The following is a 19,256-nucleotide window of genomic DNA, read 5'->3' as shown; positions in this document are numbered from 1 at the left end:
TGCGGGGTTCCCAAGGGGTCCATGGAAAATCCTTTCGCAGAAAAAATGACGTTAATGGCGCAATTTCAGTCTGTTAGACCTAACATAGAAAGGCGCATGTGGCAAGTGGGAAAACAAAGGAATCTTTCGCCGGGCCCCCCATTGTGATAGCATCTGGCGCCATGAGCGAACCGGTGTACTTCGACACCCATATCCATCTCGATGCCCTCGGCGACGAACCGATGATTCAGCGTGAGGTGTGTCTGGCCCGTAGGGCCGGGGTGGGCGCCTTTCTGGTTCCCGGCGTGCATCCCCGGGACTGGCCGCGACTGCTGCAAACCGTCGGCCATTTTCCCGAGGCCCTGGCAGCGCCGGGTGTCCATCCGCTGGCGGCCGCCGATTGGAATGCCGGGGTGGCCAAGGCGCTGGCCGCGCTGTTGGCGAATCCTGCCGTCGTCGCCGTCGGCGAGGTCGGGCTGGACGGCCTTATTCAGGGGGTATCGCCGGAACAGCAGGAAAAAGCCTTCCGGCACCAGATTCGCCTGGCGGTCGAGGCGGGACTGCCCCTGCTCATCCACTGCCGCAAAGCCACCGCGCGTCTGCTGGACATTCTGCACCAGGAAGACGCCCAAAAGGTCGGCGGGATCTTTCACGGCTTTTCCGGCAGCCGGGAAACGGCCCTGCAGGCGGTAAAGCTCCATTTCGCCATCGGTTTCGGCGGTCCCCTGACCTACCCGGAAGCCCGGCGGGGGCCCGAGGTGCTGTCGGCGCTGCCGGAGGAGTGGATCGTGCTGGAGACGGATGCGCCGGATCTCTCCCCTCATCCTCACCGACAGGAGGACAACCGCCCCTCCTACCTTCCCCTCATTGCAGAGCGGGTGGCGCATCTCAGGGGGTGGACCCTGGCACAGACCGCGGTCACTACCACGGCCAATGCCAAGCGCATTCTGAATCTGGTACAGAAGGAAGAGGGGAAACCGTATTTTCGCAGGAAAGGATGGACCTAAAACAATGGAAGAGCACCGTTTCAGTCGGCTGGAACTTCTCGTAGGATCAACAGGTTTGCAGAGGCTGGCCCAGGCCTCCGTAGCCGTGTTCGGGGTCGGCGGCGTGGGCAGTTACGCCGTGGAGGCGCTGGCCCGCAGCGGGGTCGGTCGCCTGACCCTGGTCGATTTTGACGTCATCAATCCCAGCAATATCAATCGCCAGATTCATGCCCTGGAGGGCACGCTGGGTCAGGCCAAAGTGGCCGTGATGGCCAGGCGCTGCGAGGCCATCAACCCGGCCGTGCAGGTGGAGCCACTGAAGGTCTTTTACGACAGCGCCACGGCGGAAGAACTTCTCAGCCGGGGATATGACTACGTGCTCGACTGTATCGACACGATTACGTCCAAGCTGCACCTGCTGCAAAGCTGTCGCCAGCGGGAACTGCCGGTCATCTCGGCCATGGGGGCCGGCAACAAGCTCGACCCGTCCAAAATCAGTGTCGGCGACCTCTTTCACACCCAGAAATGCCGGCTGGCGCGAGTCCTTCGCAAAGAGCTGCGGCGTCGCGGCATCACCTCCGGCATCCAGGTCGTCTATTCGACAGAAGAATATGAGCCGCCGCCGGGCCAGCTGCCAGCCATCGGCGGCCGGGGCGATGGCCGCGGCACGCCGGATTTCACCAAGCTTCTACTGGGGAGCTCTTCCTACCTGCCGCCTATTTTCGGCATGACCATGGCCGGCGAAGTCATCCGCGCCCTGCTGTCGGCAGAGCCCTGAGCCCGTCGGACCGCCGCCATCCTATTTCAGTTCAAAGGCGACCTTCAGGACGACCTGGTATTCACTGACTTGTCCGTCGGGTCCGACATGACCGCGAATATCCTGCACTTCAAACCAGGAGAGGCCTTCCAGCGTCTTGTGGGCGCGGCCAACCGCCGCCTGAATGGCCGCCTCGATACTTTGGCCGGAAACTCCGATGACTTCTACCTTCTTGTAGGTCCGTTCTGCGCCGTAGGTCATGATGCCCTCCTTCTGGTCGGATTTTAGGGCAATAGTATCAGCTGCCGGACTAATGTAAAGGGAGCGCCGGGGCCTGGGCAGCCGCCTCGCCAGCGGGATCGTAAAAGAGGATCTGGTCGTTCGCCATCTCTTTGGCCTGATACATGGCCTGGTCGGCCACACGCAGCAAAGAGCCGGCGTTAGCGCCATGATCGGGGAAGATAGCGGCGCCGATGCTCGGCGTGGCCGAAAGGTTGAGACCGTCGAGGGAAATAGGGCGGGAGAGACTGTCCAGAATCTTGGCGCCGATCTCCCGGACGACTTCGATGTCCTGAATGCCGGCAATTACCACGACAAACTCGTCGCCGCCGAGGCGCCCCACTGTATCCGTGGCGCGAACGCAGCTTTTCAGCCGTCTGGAAACTTCCTTGAGCACCATGTCTCCCTTTTCGTGGCCGAGGGTATCGTTGATGGCTTTGAAGCCGTTCAGGTCGAGAAAAAGGACGCCCACCTTGAGTTCGTCCCGCCGGGCCCGGCCCAAGGCCTGGCTCAGACGGTCCAGCAGCAGCAGCCGGTTGGGCAGGCCGGTGAGGGAATCGAAATAGGCCAGCTGCTTGACCCTCAGTTCGGCGTTTTTGCGCTGGGTGATGTCTTTTTTCACCTGCACCACATGGACGATCTTTCCTTCCTTGTCCCTGACGGGCGAGGCGGAGATTTCGGCATAGCGGAGATGCCCTTGCTGATCTTGGTAGGCATGTTCGACCTGGCAGTGTTCGCCGGTCTCCAGCACCAGGTGCAGAGGACAGGGCTTGTCGGCCGCGTCGCAGGGGGCTGAACCCAGGCAGGTGATCTCAGCACATTTTCTGCCGATAATTTCATGCTCCTCTTTGCCCAGGGATTGAAGCAGCACATTGTTGGCGCCCAGCAGAATTCGGTCTTCCACATCGATGATGGCAATGGCATCGTTCATGCTGTTGAGGATGGTGCGTGTAAAGGCGAGAGAGCGGGAGAGCGATTCCTCGCTTTCGAGCAGGGCCGTTTCGATCTGATGGCGGCTGGTGATGTCCCGGAAGATGCCGCGGGACGAAACCGCGCGCCCGTTTTCAAAGCGAAAGTTGCAGTTGCCCTCGACCCTGATCGCGCGCCCGTCCTTGCTGATGAACTGAAATTCGCCGCACGCCTCGCTTTGCCCCTCCTGCAGGCGTTGAAAAATGTCGAGGCAGTGGCTGCGGCTGTCCGGGTGGATAAAGTCGAGCATGTTCAGATGGCGAAGTTCTTCCTCCTCGTAGCCCAGGGTCTGCCGCCAGGCGCGGTTGGCATAGAGGATGCGGCCGTCGGCACCGACGCACTGGATGAGGTCGTTGGCGTTCTCGAAGAGATCGCGGTAGCGCTCTTCGCTTTCCCGCAGGGAATCCAAGGTACCGTGCGCCAGCTGGCCGCGCCTGCCGATCCAAGCCCCAATCAGGCCGCCAGCCAGGCCGGAAATCCACAGATGGCTGAACAGAATGGGTTCAGGGTGCAGGAAATATTCATGGGCCAGGGTCAGAAGACAGAGCAGGAGGGCCCCGCCCAGGGTAAAAAGAGTGCATGCATAGTGTTTACTGTTTATTTTCATAAAACGATCAAGGGGTGGCAACTCTCTATCCTTTGGAACCGGTTGAAGCAAGGCGTATACCCTAGCGTTTTTGTCGCCAATAGCGGATACTGCCACAAGTCCGCATTAAATAAAAGAAAAATCGTGGTTGTCTCGTGAGTTCTGTTCTTCGCGCCTTGCTGGGGCAGGCGGGGCTGTTAGAATGCAGGAGAGGCAACGGACGGTAACTTTCAAGACGGCAGATGGGAATGATGGAAAAATACCTATGCATACACGGCCATTTTTATCAGCCCCCCCGGGAAAACCCCTGGCTCGACCACATTGAGCAGCAGGACAGTGCCCAGCCCTACCACGACTGGAACGAGCGCATCACCGAACAGTGTTACGAGCCGAACTCGGCGGCTCGCATTCTCGACGACGAAGGCTACATTCAGGATATCGTCAACAACTATGCCCGCATCAGCTTCAATTTTGGGCCGACCTTGCTGCGCTGGTTTCAGCGGTGCCGGCCCGAAATCCATGCGGCCATTCTGGAGGCGGACCGGCTGAGCCAAGAGCGTTTTTCCGGCCACGGGGCGGCCATGGCGCAGGCCTACAGTCACCTGATCATGCCGCTGGCCAATCGTCGTGACAAACAGACCCAGATCCTGTGGGGGATCCGTGACTTTCGCCATCGTTTCGGGCGGAAGCCGGAGGGGATGTGGCTGCCGGAAACGGCTGTCGACCTGGAAACCCTGCAGATGCTGGCTACGAACGGCATCCGCTTTACCGTGCTGGCCCCCCGCCAGGCGGCGAGGGTGAAGGGCCTCACCGAAAAGCGCTGGCAGGATGTGCGCGGCGGTCGAGTCGATCCGCGCCGCCCCTATCTCTGTCGTCTGCCGGACGGGCAAAGTCTCACGATCTTCTTCTATGACGGCGCGATTGCCCAGGAAGTGGCTTTTTCCGATCTGCTCAAGCGCGGGGAGACCCTGGCCGACCGCCTGACGGGCACCCTGGTCTCGTCGGCCGAGCCCCAGCTGGCCCATATTGCCACCGATGGCGAGACCTATGGGCACCATCATCTTTTTGGCGAGATGGCTCTGGCCTATGCCTTGCGTCACGTCGACACCTCCCGGTTCGCTCGGGTGACGATCTATGGGGAATACCTGGAAAAACATCCGCCGACCCATGAGGTGGAAATCGAGGAAAACTCGTCCTGGAGCTGCAGCCACGGTGTCGAGCGCTGGCGGTCTGACTGTGGCTGTCACACGGGGGGAAAACCGGGCTGGAACCAGCAGTGGCGGCGGCCGCTGCGCGAAGCGCTGGACTGGCTGCGAGATGAGCTGGCCATTGTGTTTGAACAGGAAGGCAAAGCGCTTCTACGTGACCCCTGGCAGAGCCGGGACCACTACATCGACTTGCTGCTCGACCCGGCCGAAGACCGGATCGATTTGTGGCTGGATGCCCAGGCCGTTCACCGGCTGAGTGTGGCGGAGCGCTCCAAGGCTCTGGCGCTGCTGGAAATGCAGCGCCACGCCATGTTGATGTTCACCAGCTGCGGCTGGTTCTTCAATGATATCTCGGGCATAGAGACGGTGCAGGTTCTGGCCTACGCCAGTCGCGCCCTGCAGCTGGCCGAGGATATCGGTGCCCGGCCTTTGGAGGAGACCTTTATCCAGCGGCTCGGGGCGGCGCGAAGCAATGTGGCAGCCTGGCAGGACGGCGGCACCATCTATCGTCAGGCGGTCAAGCCCATGCGGGTGGACCTGGCCCGAGTCGCCGCCCACCACGCTATGCTTTCCCTCTTCCAGGCTGGTGCCGACGGGCAAATGTACAGTTATTCGACGCAAAGACGACAATATGACGAGTATCGGGCCGGCAAGATGAAGCTGGCTTGCGGCCGTGTCGTCATCCGCTCCCGGGCGACCCGCAAGGAGGGGGATTTTACCTTCCACGCGCTTTATTTGGGCGGACACAGCCTGGTGGCCGGCGTAAGAAGCTCAGCCGAAGCAGGAGAAACGGCTGTCGCGGCAGACAAGGTGGTCGAGGCGTTCCGACAAGGAGACATCCCTCGGGTTCTCCGCCTGCTGGACCACCTCTTTCCGCAGGGAACCTTTGGCCTGGAGCATCTTTTTCGAGATGATCAGAGACTGGTCATGGACAAGATTCTGCGCGAGACGCTGCGGGAAATCGAGACATCTTTTCAGGAGGTCCATGACGAACACTACGTCCTCATGCGCTTTCTGCATGGCATCGACATGCCGGCGCCGTCCCAGCTGGCTTTGCCTGTCGGTTTTGTGTTGAACAGGCAATTACGAACGATGCTGGACGAGGAACCCTTTGAGGCGAACCAATTCCGGCAGACCCTGGCCGAAATCGAGCTGTTAGGGTTAGCCCTGGAACAGCCTCTGCTCGATTACCGGGCGGAGCGTCGACTGACCGCCGAGCTGGAACGGTTGCCGGGCGAAGAGGAAGATCCCGACCGTCTGGAGACGGCCGTCGAGCTGGCGGCCTGTATGACCCGGCCCCCGCTCCAGGTCGACCTCTGGAAGGCGCAGAACATCTGTTTCGGCTTGCACAGAACGCTGACGGCGGAGATGGAACGGCGGGCGGCGGCCGGCGACAAGAAAGCGCGTCGCTGGCTGGCCTCTTTCGAAGAGCTGGCCGGATTTCTCAAGGTGAGGCTTCGGTGAAGAGGGGCGGCGGCTTAAGCCGCCTACCAGAAGAAGTTCCAGTTCAGCCCAGCATCGGTCAGGTAGCGTCCATGGACCTTCTGCCTGGATAGATTCAGGGTCAGGCTGCTGGATCTTCCCGTGACCAGGGTCTGGTCCAGCCGGGCCTCGGCGCTGCGGTGAGGGTCACCCGCTTCGTGCCAGATGTGCCGGGCGGCGGCATGGACTTTCCAGCGGTCGGCCAGGTTGACCAGCACCCCCAGGGAACCACCGCCCCCCAGGGCGAAGCTGTCGCGAAAGTGTCCTGAAACCAGCAGCTCCGTCTCCACCATGCCGTATCCCAGCACGGCATCGTTGCCATAGCTGAATCCCCCTCCCGGCGACAGCTCGTAGACCAGATGGTCGCCGCCGTCATCGGCTGGCCGCTGAATGAGGCCGGTCTTCACTTTCCAGGAAATCGGTTTGAAGAAACGGCTGCGTGGCGACAGGGAGACAATCTCGATGAGATTGAGGTTATGAAGTCTGAGCCGGTTGTCCTCGGGATAGTAGCGCAGCACCAGGTCGGCGAAGTCAATCTGCGAGCCAGCAATGTAGCCGGCGTCGGCATCCAGCAAATTGTGGTAGGCCGGACGGATTTTGGCCTGCAGATAATAGTCGTCGGCCCGAAAACCGGTGCCCAGGCTGAAACGGTTGGAACCATGCCCCCGGTCGGGGCGCACGGGCTCCTGCCAGTCGGGCTCGGGGCTGGCCGGTCCCAGCTTGCTGCGGGCGGTCAACAAGGCAATGTAGCGGGAGCGGTATTCGTCTTGGCCGAGCTGTTTTTTGAAGTAGCTGAATTCGACCGATTCGGTGGCCAGGTCCAGGGCCCGGATCTGAGCCGCCTGGTTTAGCCCGGCCTCCGCCAGTTCCGTCGGCGCGATGCTGCCGTCGAGCAGGCTCAAGGTGGTCTTTTGCTCCTCGTCACTCATTTGCGCGGCGATCCGCGCGATACGGGTGGCTTTGGAGGGACGGTAAAGGCTCGCTTCGATTAATCCCTCTTCGCGAACAATCCGTACCGTGTCGATGGGGATGACCCAGGGGCGGGTGTGGTCGATGAGGGTCAGGCCGGGACGGGCTGCCTCCAGCAGGAAGAGCAGTTGATAGGCGCAGTTCTCATCGAAAAAGAAGTAATCGGAGTAGATGTCTTTCAGCTCCCAAATGTGCAGGAACATGCGCCGTGTCTCGTCCTCGTCAAGATCGAGAGGATATTCCCAAACATCCCGTCGTTCCAGATCCCTGTATTCCCGCAGCTTCTGATAGTAGGGAAGAACCGAGAAGTAGCCGCGGTAAAGACCGAAAATTCCCTTGACCGCATAGGCGAAGCCGTTGGTTTCATCCGTAAAGGCGGAATAGTTGACGGCGTAGGAGAGCAGCCGGCTCTTGTAGGGACCTTCGATGATGATCAGGGTGTGCCCGAACATGGAGGCAGGGCTGTTGTTGTGGGTGCCGGGAAAGATGAGGACGGCCGAGCGGGGATCGACCTGGGCGATGGCCTCGTCGAGTTCACTGCAGGTGGCGGCAGGGAAATCGTCGTCCTCGGCCCCCAGCTGTTCTTTCAGCCATTCATAGCGGGCGGGAAAACGGCAGCGGGCCGGGGACTGGTCGATAGATGGTGGTGCAAAGAAAGCCTGCAGGGTGGCGTCCAGTTCCGCCTGGGCGTCCCACTTGCCGTTGTCCGCCACAAAGAAGTCGGGGTCGTCGATCAGGCTGCCCAGCCCCCGCAGAGAGGGGCGATAGTGCAGCAAGGTAAGCCAGTAGGGATCCTGGTGAAGCTGCTGCTGGCGAGCGCGTTCGCGCAGTCTTTCGGCGCTGATCTCAGCAGCCTGGACGGCGGAGCCGATAAAAATCAGGCACAGAAAAAGGGCAAGGCCCGGGAGAATGAAAATCCCGAGCCCGCCCTTTTCAGGTGCCTGTACGGTGTCGTGAAAAGCGAAACGCATTAACCTGCGATGGTGATGATGCTGTCGATAACGTCGGCGCTGCTTTCCTGTCCGGTGACAAAAATCTGCTCGAAGTTAGACTGCAGGCGGCTGTAGAGGTTGGCGCGCTCAGCGGCAGGAACTTCCAGCAGTTCGGCGAGAGTCTCCAGGGTTTCACCGCCGCCGGCAGCGATGTCACGAGCCAGCGGGTCGAGGTTGTCGCGGGTGAAGGCGAGAGCGCGGTCATTCTTGATGATGTTGGCTGGCTGCTCGCAGCCGAGGGTACCCGAGGTGATGCCGAAGGTCTGGTTGCCGAAGGTTCCGTTGGTGGTCGCCTGCAGGGACTGGGAGATAACCGACCCGTCCGCCTTGCCTTCCCACAGCAGGGAACCGAGGCCGCAGCCCGTGTTTCTGTCGGCTTGACCGGCAGCAAAAGCCGTGGTGGCCAGAAGGGAAAGGGCCAGAGTTGCTACGAGAATTCTTTTCATGTGATAAACCTCCTTTTTGATGAAATGGTCGATGAAAAATGACTTCGACTAATTAAACCTGCTCAAGGGCCAATGTCAAGCGTCCGTTTGCCGGAAGGCGGTAAAGGCGTGAATTTGAAAATAGATGTAACTATGAATATGATAAAATTTTAATATAAAAAACAAGCTGTTCCGGGCTGCGGTCTAGAATTTTATGGCATAATTATTTGGCGCCCAGAAATGAAAAAGTGGATATGGCAGAAAGTCACCGGTCCGGCGCCAGGATAAGCCGTGAACTCTTCCACGGATTCTCGTCATTGCACAACCTGCCAGCACAGAGATCGCCCCATTGTCATTGTGGGGAATAGGCGTTTCGCCACGGATATCTTTTCCCACTTTATCGCTTCCCAGACTCCGGCCCAGTGGAATGTCGTTCCTTTTCTGCAAGATATTCCTCCCCTGTCCGTGGAAAATGCTCCCGTTATGCCTCGGTTGATTTTCTTTGATGCCGCGGGGGGGGCCGGAAGCGACCTGCTGACGCAGCTCAGGAAAGACGCTCCATCTTTTCTCCAGAACGAAACCCTTGTTCTGTTCAATCTGATGCGTAATGAAGCCCCTGTTTCTGAACTGCTCGAGCTTGGAGTACGTGGATTTTTTTTCGAGGATGACCGGGCCGAGAGCATCCTTAAAGGAATTTGCGCCCTGAAACGGGGCGAAATCTGGGCTTCCCGAGAAGTCATGATGGAGTATGTTAGCCGGCGAACGCAAGTATCGCATCCACAGAAGAATACGGCGGCGATCCTGACCCCCCGGGAAAGGGATGTCCTCGCCCTTCTCGCCGCCGGTGCCGATAATGAGACCATCTGCACCCGCCTTTATATCAGCCCCCACACTGTAAAAACCCACCTCTACAACATCTTCAAAAAAATTGGCGCCCGTAACCGCCTGCAGGCGGCTCTGTGGGCAGCTCATCATCTGAAGTAGTCTCCTCGCCGCTTTATCACAGGACTCCTCTGCCGATTTTTATCTGAACATGAAGGCCGCCTACGAAAAAAGGTTGAGGCGGTATGAGAGTTCCGTCTGGTTCATTCCCCCCTATGGCTTACTAAAAATAGGTTAAAAATCATTAAAAAATCCGTCACCTGCCCGATGGTGTTTATGCCGGGGTCCGGTATTTCTATGAGTAACAGTGAAAATAGCCTGTGAAACGATGCTGGAGTCTTCCTGCCCATGCCAAAGAGCGAGCAGAGGGTTTTTGAGCGGTTTGAAATGCAGATGCCCGCTCTGATAATGCCCCAATCTTCCAATGACAGCCCCAGACCCCTTTTTTTGCTGACGCGCGATATTTCCAGCGGCGGGGCTTATTTCCACACCGGGGCTTCCTTCTGTGAGAAGGAAGCGGTTCAGATCGAAATGCTCATACGGATTTCCCTGGCAGAAAAGGAGATTCACCACCTCTATCTAGTGACAAACGGGGAGGTGACGCGGCAGGAAAGCTCGGGCGTTGCGGTTCGGTTCACGGGGGAGTACAGGCTGAAGCCCTTTGTCTGAGCATTTTGAAGTAACCCTGCCTGCATCAAGGCGTGGCTTAAACGCACCGGCGTTTTTATTCGTTACTGGTTATTCGAGGGACAAAAAGAGAGAGGAGGAGTTTTCATGAAAACGTGGATACGATTGGTAATGGGGACCGTTGTCTTGATGGCAACAGTTATTTCACCGGCCTATGGTAGTGCTGTTTACCACGAAGGCCCGGGACTGTTGCAGGCGCCGCTCATCACTCAGACGCTACAGCAGGTGGGAACGGCCAAGGTGTGGAACACGGGGGATGCATTCCATGTCAAGCTGGATGCTGTGGATGAGTCCTGGCAGTTGCTTGACGTTCATATTTATGTCGGCGTGGAGCCCGTGCCCGCCACCAAAAAAGGAAATCTCATCCCGGGGAAGTTCAATTACAAGGCCGAAGCTCTCCATGCGCCAAGCTATGATCTCGAACTGAGCCTCGCCGATGATCTTGGTTTCAGTTGGGGGGAACCGTACATGGATCTCAGAATCCAGAATATCGCTGTTCATGTCAGCATGGCGGGAGTGGGGGCCGATGGAAAACCGGTATCAGCCGCGGCCTGGGCCTATACGGGGGATGGTTGTGCTACTGAGGTCGGCATTTACGATGACGCCTATTATGCCGAGTTCGAAGGGGTGGGCAAAGGCTGGTGGTTCAGTTATATGCTGTCGCATCCACGGCGTGGCCACTTCATTGATAGTCCGGTTGAAGGGCTCTCCTTTGCAACCCCGACCCATGGGGGCATAACTGATGAGGCCGGCGCTTTTGATTTCTTCCCGGACGAAAAGGTTTCGCTGTCCATTGGCCACTATGCTCTGGGTAGCACCGTTGCCGATCATCGCATCTCCCCTCTTGATCTTTTCGAGATGGCGGATACGGACAGTGCCGAAGTCATCAACATGGCTCGCCTGCTGCAAAGTTTGGATGCCGATGCCAACCCGAGTGACCGCATCACGATTACCCCGGATGTCGTCGCGGCTCTGGACGCCGCCATGGGGCGCCTGGGTTTAAGCGCTTTCGACTTCAGCAATGGGGTCGAAATCGAAGCGATCCTCGATGAGGCCCTCTACGAGGCCAGCCTGCGTGGATTGAGTCTGGTCATGGTTTCCGCTGACGAGGCCAAGGCGCACCTTGAAGAGACGGTCGCCGGCACCATGCTGCGTAAGAATATCTCGCGAACGCCGTCTGAGGCCAGCGCCAAGGCCAAGATGAACGATATGCGCATGTGGTTTCCGGCTTTCAAAGCCGATGGTTCGGCCACGATCATCAGTTATTATGATGAGGTGGGCAACCTGATCCGCACCGCCGAAGAGGCCAAGCCACTGGTTATCACCTATACGGACGAAGACCCCACCACGGGTGCCGCCGATGTCTGGGTCGCCGTGTCGCGCGACGACGGCAACACCTGGAAGCGCATGAATCTTTCCCGCTCGGCGGATCGGTCTTCCTTTACCCTGGCCAACGGCACCCCCTACTACGGGGATACCAGAAAGCCGGTCATGCAGGTTCAGGGCAACAACATCCTGGTGGCATGGTCCAGCAAATTCTGCAACGGCGGCAAGCCGCGCTACGCTATCGATGTCGATCCTCTCACAGACGACTATCCCTACGACAACGCCTACTACGAAGACGATATCTGGGGTGTCGGCGGTCCGCAGCTCTCTCATGACTACACGGAAGACGGTTTTCCCGAGGTCGGCGAATTGCCCTACAGCTGTGTGTGGGCGGCGCGCGGCATTATCGCCACCCAGAAAAATGTCGAGGCCGGTCTGGGCGACTATGTCGGCGATATCGTCTGGTTCAAGCCTGAACGGTTGACATCCGGTCGCCGCGATGCTCTGCAGCTTTTCCTTGGGGGCGCCGACAGCGCCGGTATGGGTTTGATCTGGCAGGAAGACCCTGCCGGACTGCGGCCGGGTAAATTCGTGGGGCCAGGCCATGGCTGGAGCGGCGCGACCACCAACCACAAGACGGATATCTGGTACAGCTATATTTCCTTGGCGGATTTCGCCAAGGTCGATGCGAACTTCGCTGCGGGTGGTGATCCTCAGCATGATCTGGTCGGGCGCGCCAAGGCGCTGGTGCCCATGTCACTACCGGTGCGTATTTCGGATAACGACGTGCTCAACAGCGATAACCTGATGGCGACCACCACGGACTTTGAGACCTGGACCCCCGTTGCCAACTATGAATCCGTAGGCGATGGCGACGGTACGCACCGTTACGGCTTTATGATCGACGGCCTTTGCGAAGATTATTATCCTTTCGTCAATGAGCAGGGCGAAACGAAGAATGTCTGCATCACCGCCGATGACCGGCTGATGGACGGGGATACTGGCGCCTCCCGCCCCAACCTGATGATGCAGCCGTACACCAAGACGATCACGGGCGACAACCCGGCTACGCCAGACGTGGTGGAAACCTCCTACACGGTCCCCAGCGCCTGGGCCATTGTCAATTATGAAGAGACCAAAGGCGCCGGCTCCGGCGCCCCCGATACCGGCGAAACGGGGAGTGAACCCGAAGATGGTACCGGGTTCGGTGGTGACACCTACATCGTCGAAGAAGGCAAGAATGTCATCTACCACAGCTTCGATTTCCAGAACCCCGAGACCGTCAGCGCCGGCAATATCGTCAACCTGCCGGCCCGTGATGCCGATGGGAATATCCTGTACCTGAAAGATGAAAACGGCAACCTGGTGCTCGACTATCTCGGTCGGCCGCAGTTAGCCTATGAAAATGCCCGGCGGGCCCGCTTCATCCTGCAGGGCAAGAGCGCCGCAGGCCCTTCCGCCACGGTCATGGTCATCGTCTATAAAGAGGGCGAGGAAGGCTCAGGCCGACCCTCCGATATTTTGCTGCGGCGGGTGGTGGCGCCGAAAACCCAGACCGGCAATCCCTACCGGTTTACGAACATCGTCTGCGATGAATGGATGACGGCCCCTGATGGCAAGCAGATCTGCGCAGTTGGGACCCAGAACATCAGTACCGTCACCCCCACTTTTACCACCTCCAGTTTGGGCGATCCGACCACGGATGACCCCTATGGTGCCATCAAGGTGGTGCGCTGGGAGCAGACGGCAGAAAACCTGGACGATTCCACTGCCTCCAATCCCTATGAGGACGCCCGTGCCCATCGCGGCGTCATGCGGGGCGACTTCCTCATGGTCGGCTACTCCTACACGCCCAACTGGGCCGCAGCCCGCAACGGTAACGACAAATATGACTTCTTCATTCGCCGCTCTTTTGACGGTGGACAGACCTGGTCCACCGATCCCCTGGGTAGCGGCGTCAGTTACACGCAAACCTTCAAGGTGATGACGTCTGATGCCGAAGGCAACCTGGACTTTGAAAGGGATGCCGACGGGAATATCGTGACCGAAGATGTCATTTATACCTATGCGGCCGGCGAATTCGAACAGGCCCGCAATATGTCCCAGTTGCCCAACGCCAAGTCCAGCGTCATCGAGCCCCGCATCGTCGCTCCTCCCGCCGGCAAGATTCTTGACGCTACGGTATTGGATCTCAATGGGAATCCGACCTTGTCTGACACCACGGCCCATCCGGAAGACCTCTACAACAACAAGGTCGTCTACCTGGCTTACGGCACCTCGACGAATCCGAAAAAGGATCCTCTCACCGGTGAGCAGGAAAATGCCGTCCCTCTGGACCTGTTCTACACCTTTACGCAGGACCGAGGCGAGACCTTCGTGCTGGATGAATGGGAGGTCAATCCGGACAGCGATGGCAACTTTGCCGGTGAGACCGTCACCCGCTGGGGCTATCTTGCCAAAGGAGATCCGGAGCAGGGCGAGGTCCAGATCCGCATGACGCCTGACGGTTCCCGCTTCTACGGCACCTGGTTGCAGGAACTGGCCCCGCTGGATGAAGCCAACCCGACCCACTTTGAAGGAAGCGACATCTGGTTCCGGCGCATTATGCCGATGGAATTCGAGAATAATGTCGGCACGCCGACGACACCTTAAGACCGTGATGGCCAGGGACGCTCGGCAGGTGTCCCTGGCCTTTTTTCGAAAGGGGTACAGACCATGAGATGCTTGAGCATTCTGTTGCTGTTTCTTCTCGCCGCCCCGGCCTGGGCCGATGACGGCCCCATGTTCCGCAAGAATATTTCCAACACACCGGAGCTGGAAACGGAATTCGCCGCTATCCGTATGCTGCCCCTCTATGTGCCGGCGCAAGCCTCGGATGGCACTCTGCCGACTGACGGAATCCCATACTACGATGCCGAAGGAACTCTCCTCGAAACCCGCGCCTACGCGCGCCCTTTAATCAGCCACTACACCGATGGCCACGTGGATTTAATCGAGGAGGAAGGCTACGGGGGCTTTCCCGGTCATGGCCAGCGCGACGCCTATGGGGCTGTCAGCCTCGATGACGGCGCCACCTGGAAACGCACCAACCTTTCCAAGTCTGGAGACCTGTCCTCCTTCAAGATCAAGGATGGCAGGAAAAAAATCCCTTACCCGGGGGATGTCGGCCGCACCTTTGCCGCTTCGGATGGAAACAAGGTGATGATCGCCTGGGTGAGCCGCTACGCCAGCGGCGGTAGCCCGACCTATGCGATGAGTGAGGGTGAGCGCGAATTGCTGGCCGCCTACCTGCAAGCGCAGGGAAGGATCCCCGATGCCACGGCCTGTACGGACGGCGACCTGATCGGCACCCCCTGCCTCTATCTGGAGGATCATTTCGGTGTTGCCGGTTCGCAGGGGTCCTCCGATCTGGCTGACGAGGGCTATCCCCTGGTCGGCGAACTCCCCTACGCGGCGGTCTGGGTGGCCCGTGGCGTCATGCTGCCCCCGGCTGCCGAAGGCGAGCCCGCCACCTTCACCTGGTTCAAGGCCGAACGCCTGAGCTCGGCCGAGCGCGACGCCAATCGGCCGGAGGTGGTCTGCGTCAAGGGGGCCGGCTGTGTGGTCACCTGGCAGGAAGACCCGGACGGCATCCGTCCCGGCGAGGGGGAAGGCCCCGGTGAGGGCTGGAGCGGCGCGGTGGCGCACCATCAGACCGACGTCTGGTACTCCTATATTGGCTGGAACGACTTCGGTCTGGTCGCCGACAGCACCTATGGCACGTTTTATGGGGAGACCGGGGATCTGGCCACCTGGGTCGCCGCCAACCCGACCGGTAGCCCCCAGGCCGCCGTACCGATGGCGATGCCCGTGCGCCTGACCGACAACACCATGTGCGTGGCCGAGGGCGATAAGCCTTACTGTTACGCCGACTTCGATGGCAGCGGCACGGCTGATTTCTGTGCCGACTCGGTGACCGTCACCATCGAGGTCCCCGATGAGGGGGGCCTGGCGGTGCAGCACGACGTCAACATGTGCATTACCGAAGACGGCCGCCTCATGCGCGGCACCACTGGCGCCACCCGTGCTCGCCTTGGCTTGCACGGCTACTCGTCCACCGGCCTCTTTGACAAACTCAATCCCGATGCTTTCCCCATCGACAGTGCTTGGTTCTATATGGCCTACGAAGAAAACAAGGGGCTCGGTGATGTCTGTGACGACGGCGACTGCGACGAGCTCACCGATGCCGACAAGCGCGATATGGGCAAGAACGTCTGGTACCATACTTTCGACATGTTCCAACCCGAGCTGGTCTCCCAGGGCCTGATGCTCAATCAGCCGGCGGTCTACCCGGATGACTGGTCAGATCCCACCGACCTGCTTGAAGCCGCTCCCCTGTTCGGGCACAACTTCTACGCCTTCAAGGTAGACCCGATTTTCGAGACCCAGGGTGGTCTGGAGACGACCCTGTATCAGACGGAGATCGCCCGGCGACCGAGTGTCATCTCCCAGGATTGGTACGATGCCGGTCCCAGCGGTCTGGTAGGTCTTCAATTATGGAAACAGGGCATCATCCGCCGCGGCGGTCCGGCCGATATCATGGCCCGACGCTTCGCGATCCCCCTTGTTGACGAAGTCTGTACGATGGAAACGGTCTGTGACGAAGTGTGCACGACCGAAACGGTCTGCACGCTCGTAACAGAGTGTGTGGACAATGTTCCCAATCCCGCCTACAAACCGAACCCGGGGCAGTGCCAGGGAGACGACCCGCCGCTGAAATGCTATCCTTACCTCGATGCGAACGGCAACCCGACCTTCGCGGCCCAAACCTGCCAGGATGGGGAAGTCTGCAATCAGGTGGAAACCTGTGTCACGGATGAGAGCAGCTGCCGCGAAGAGGAAGTGTGTCAGGGTGGTTTGGATTACCAGGCTAATCCCTACGATTATGCCAACATGGTTTGCGAAAACCCCGACGGCACCTCCGCCTGGGTCTTTACCGACGGCAGCAATCCCCGCTATGTCAAGGGCTTGTGTGGCGCCCCGGCCATCAATCTTTCGGGCAATACCATCCTCACCGGCGAGACCTGCGCCGATGCCAGCAGTTGCCTGGAAGCCTTCCCTTTCAACGACTACTTTGACGATATGAACATGGAAGACAGCGAGCCGATCTCCAAGATCCTGACCTGGCAGCAGTACGGTGCCAGTTATGGTGGTGAGGCCGTGCTGGAGAGCAATCTCGATGATACCTCCTGGGCCAATCCCTACGACATGGCCAAGGGGCACCGTGGCTTCCTGGCCGGTGACATGGTGATGGCCATGTACGGCTGGACCAACAACTGGAAGGCCCTGACCGATGCCAAGGATATCGTCAACCTCTATGTCCGGCGCTCCTTTGACGGGGGCGTGACCTGGACGACCCTGCCGGCCAGTTTCACGCACACGGACGGCATCACCTACGCGGGCGACGGCACCACGACCTGCGAGTGGATGGGGGCGACCGGCGCCGAGACGGAATATCCCGTATGTGTCAGTTACACGGCCGGTGAATTCGAGCAGGCCAGGAACGTCTCCCAATTGCTTGGTTCCAAGGTGACGGTCCTCGACCCGCGCTACTCGCCGACCACTCGCAGCATCACCGAGGCCTGGGTCAGCACCACGTCGCTGCCCGCCGGTTTCGTGGCACCGCTTTATGCCGACGACGTGCGCAATCCGTCCCGCTTCTTCATGGTTTACGAGACGGGACACAGCAGCGCCTACGACGCCGGCGAGGCACCGCCTCTCGACTTGTTCTACAGCCGCGCCGTCGACTGGGGGGATGACTATCTGGTCTGGGCCGACACGGCGGCAGAGTGTGTGGAAACGGTGACAGGATATGCCGACTTTTGCAATGAGTTCGACGCCATCGAGGGCAGCCAGTTCCTCGAATCGGGCGAGGCCTCCGTCACCACCAGTCCGGGCGGGCAGTTCTTCTACTCGGTCTGGAATCAGTGGGATTTTGACATGGCCGGCAACGAAGTTGGCGCCGATGCCTGGTTCCGGCGCATCCTCTTCTACGATCCGACAGTCACCCAGCCATAATGCCTGGACAGACGGGCCTGCCCGTGAATTAAGGTGAAGCAGAACCGCCCGCAGTTTGCTGCGGGCGGTTCCGTAAAAACCCCTGTACCTACAAAATTAAATTGGCTATAGCCTCAGGTAGCAATTGAGTTGACATTTGCAAGGGCCGATTTATTTCAGAAAAATCGATCTCAAACACCGCTTTATCGCCATCGTCGAATCGGTTGAACCCCGAAATCCAGCGCCTGAGCCCATCTGGCCGAACTCGATACCCTGTTCGTGCCCCTGCAATCCCGAGCCTCCAACGGAGCGTTTTGATAATAGCGGACGGCAGGACCACATGTCGACAAAATTCAAATTTATCGACATGTGGTCCTGCTCATGTCGATGCCGTCAACATCGGCCGGGCACCAGCGCATCTTGTGTCGACAAAGCTGGCTTATTTCGACACAAGATGGTTGACATGTCGATATTCTCGCCATATCTTGGTCTTATTACCCACTATGTGTCGATAAAAGACGGATTTGTAAAGATGAAATGGCAGCCGAATCAACCCTACAACGCCTTGCCGCCCCTGCCTCCCCCGGTGGAAGCGGTCGAAACACGGACGATTCTCAAGGCCTGTATCCCGGCTCGCGCCGCCCTTGCCGAGCTCAAGCAGGCGGGGGCATTACTGCCGGATCAGGGCCTGTTGATCAATCTGCTGCCGCTGCTGGAAGCCAAGGACAGCTCGGGAATCGAAAATATCCTGACCACCACCGACAAGCTGTTCCGCCACGCCCAGCGGGAAAGCGAGGCCGATGCGGCCACCCGGGAGGCGCTGCGTTACCGTACCGCTCTGTACCAGGGGTTCAGGCAACTGCGGGATCGGCCTCTGGCCACCGCAACCGCCATCGAGGTCTGCAGCACCCTGAAGAATCAGGCCATGGAGCTGCGCCGGCTGCCCGGTACTGTCATTGGAAATCAAACTACAGGCGAGGTGATCTACACGCCGCCTGAAGGTGAATCCGTCCTCCGCGACCTGCTGAGCAATTGGGAGCGCTTTATCCACGCCGAAGACGATCTGGACCCGCTGATCAAGATGGCCATCAGCCACTACCAGTTCGAGGCCATTCACCCTTTTTACGATGGCAATGGCCGCACGGGGCGTATCCTCAATGTCCTGTACCTGATCGAACAGGGACTGCTGACTCTGCCGATACTCTATCTGAGCCGCTATATCGTGCAGAACAAATCGGCCTACTACCGCTTGCTAAATCAGGTGACACGGGATGGTCGGTGGCAGGAGTGGATTCTTTTCATGCTCGAAGGGGTCGAGCAGGTATCGCGCTGGACCTGTCTGAAAATCGCCGCCGTGCGGGAGTTAATGGAGCAAACCTCACTCTACGTTAAAGGGCAGCTACCCAAGATATACAGTCACGAGTTGATGCAGGTACTCTTCGAACAGCCCTATTGCCGCATCAGCTCGCTGGTGGAGCGGGATATCGCCAAACGGCAAACGGCCTCGGTTTACCTGAAACAACTGGTGGATATTGGCGTGCTGGAAGAAAAGTCCGCCGGCAAGGAAAAATTATTCATGCATACGAAGCTGGTGCGACTGATGTCCCACGACAATAACCAATTCCCTCCCTATCCGACGCTATGAGCAACTTCGCCTTCCTGCAGCACCATCGCCGAATCTGCCAGTATGCCG

Annotated in this window: 12 protein-coding genes; 8 read left to right on the top strand and 4 right to left on the bottom strand. The window is 59.1% G+C overall.

Going from position 1 to position 19,256, the window contains the following annotated elements:
* Window positions 1-161 precede the first annotated feature (161 nt).
* The gene (locus AOP6_RS14860) at window positions 162-986 is read left to right on the top strand and encodes a TatD family hydrolase (protein ID WP_155877506.1); all 825 of its coding nucleotides are present in this window, start codon (window positions 162-164) and stop codon (window positions 984-986) included.
* A gap of 4 nt (window positions 987-990) precedes the next feature.
* The gene (locus AOP6_RS14855) at window positions 991-1,743 is read left to right on the top strand and encodes a tRNA threonylcarbamoyladenosine dehydratase (protein ID WP_155877505.1); all 753 of its coding nucleotides are present in this window, start codon (window positions 991-993) and stop codon (window positions 1,741-1,743) included.
* Between the two features lie 21 nt (window positions 1,744-1,764).
* Here AOP6_RS14855 and AOP6_RS14850 read toward each other — a convergent pair whose 3' ends face one another.
* Window positions 1,765-1,983 (bottom strand): dodecin, encoded by a 219-nt coding sequence (locus tag AOP6_RS14850; protein WP_155877504.1) that lies wholly within the window; start codon window positions 1,981-1,983, stop codon window positions 1,765-1,767.
* A gap of 49 nt (window positions 1,984-2,032) precedes the next feature.
* Complete coding sequence (locus AOP6_RS14845; RefSeq protein ID WP_155877503.1) at window positions 2,033-3,577, bottom strand: diguanylate cyclase; 1,545 nt, start codon at window positions 3,575-3,577, stop codon at window positions 2,033-2,035.
* A 227-nt stretch (window positions 3,578-3,804) separates the two neighbouring features.
* Between AOP6_RS14845 and AOP6_RS14840 the strand changes: the two genes are divergently transcribed.
* On the top strand, window positions 3,805-6,228 hold the full coding sequence (locus AOP6_RS14840; RefSeq protein WP_213194643.1) for a DUF3536 domain-containing protein: 2,424 nt from the start codon (window positions 3,805-3,807) through the stop codon (window positions 6,226-6,228).
* Between the two features lie 23 nt (window positions 6,229-6,251).
* On the opposite strand, the gene AOP6_RS14835 is transcribed toward AOP6_RS14840, so the two are convergent.
* Both AOP6_RS14835 and AOP6_RS14830 read right to left on the bottom strand, forming a co-directional pair.
* Window positions 6,252-8,186, bottom strand: a complete 1,935-nt coding sequence (locus tag AOP6_RS14835) for a DUF4105 domain-containing protein (protein WP_155877502.1) — start codon at window positions 8,184-8,186, stop codon at window positions 6,252-6,254.
* Window positions 8,186-8,653, bottom strand: a complete 468-nt coding sequence (locus AOP6_RS14830; RefSeq protein ID WP_155877501.1) for a DUF3015 family protein — start codon at window positions 8,651-8,653, stop codon at window positions 8,186-8,188. The genes AOP6_RS14835 and AOP6_RS14830 overlap by 1 nt, the downstream gene beginning before the upstream one ends.
* Window positions 8,654-8,923: 270 nt before the next feature.
* Here AOP6_RS14830 and AOP6_RS14825 point away from each other — a divergent pair, with 270 nt between their 5' ends.
* The 5 genes from AOP6_RS14825 to AOP6_RS14805 all read left to right on the top strand — a co-directional run bounded on the left by AOP6_RS14825 (window position 8,924) and on the right by AOP6_RS14805 (window position 19,208).
* Window positions 8,924-9,616 (top strand): response regulator transcription factor, encoded by a 693-nt coding sequence (locus AOP6_RS14825; RefSeq protein WP_155877500.1) that lies wholly within the window; start codon window positions 8,924-8,926, stop codon window positions 9,614-9,616.
* Between the two features lie 246 nt (window positions 9,617-9,862).
* Complete coding sequence (locus tag AOP6_RS14820) at window positions 9,863-10,183, top strand: PilZ domain-containing protein (protein WP_155877499.1); 321 nt, start codon at window positions 9,863-9,865, stop codon at window positions 10,181-10,183.
* A gap of 105 nt (window positions 10,184-10,288) precedes the next feature.
* Entirely contained in the window at window positions 10,289-14,179 is a 3,891-nt protein-coding gene (locus AOP6_RS14815) for a choice-of-anchor O protein (RefSeq protein ID WP_155877498.1), read from the top strand.
* 63 nt (window positions 14,180-14,242) lie between these two features.
* On the top strand, window positions 14,243-17,584 hold the full coding sequence (locus AOP6_RS14810; protein ID WP_155877497.1) for a choice-of-anchor O protein: 3,342 nt from the start codon (window positions 14,243-14,245) through the stop codon (window positions 17,582-17,584).
* Window positions 17,585-18,095: 511 nt separating this feature from the next.
* A complete protein-coding gene (locus AOP6_RS14805; protein WP_155877496.1) occupies window positions 18,096-19,208 on the top strand; it encodes a Fic family protein in 1,113 nt (370 codons plus the stop codon).
* Window positions 19,209-19,256 lie beyond the last annotated feature (48 nt).

Source organism: Desulfuromonas sp. AOP6 (genome assembly GCF_009731355.2).
Classification (GTDB): domain Bacteria; phylum Desulfobacterota; class Desulfuromonadia; order Desulfuromonadales; family SZUA-540; genus SZUA-540.
This window is presented reverse-complemented; position numbering and strand designations above follow the sequence as displayed.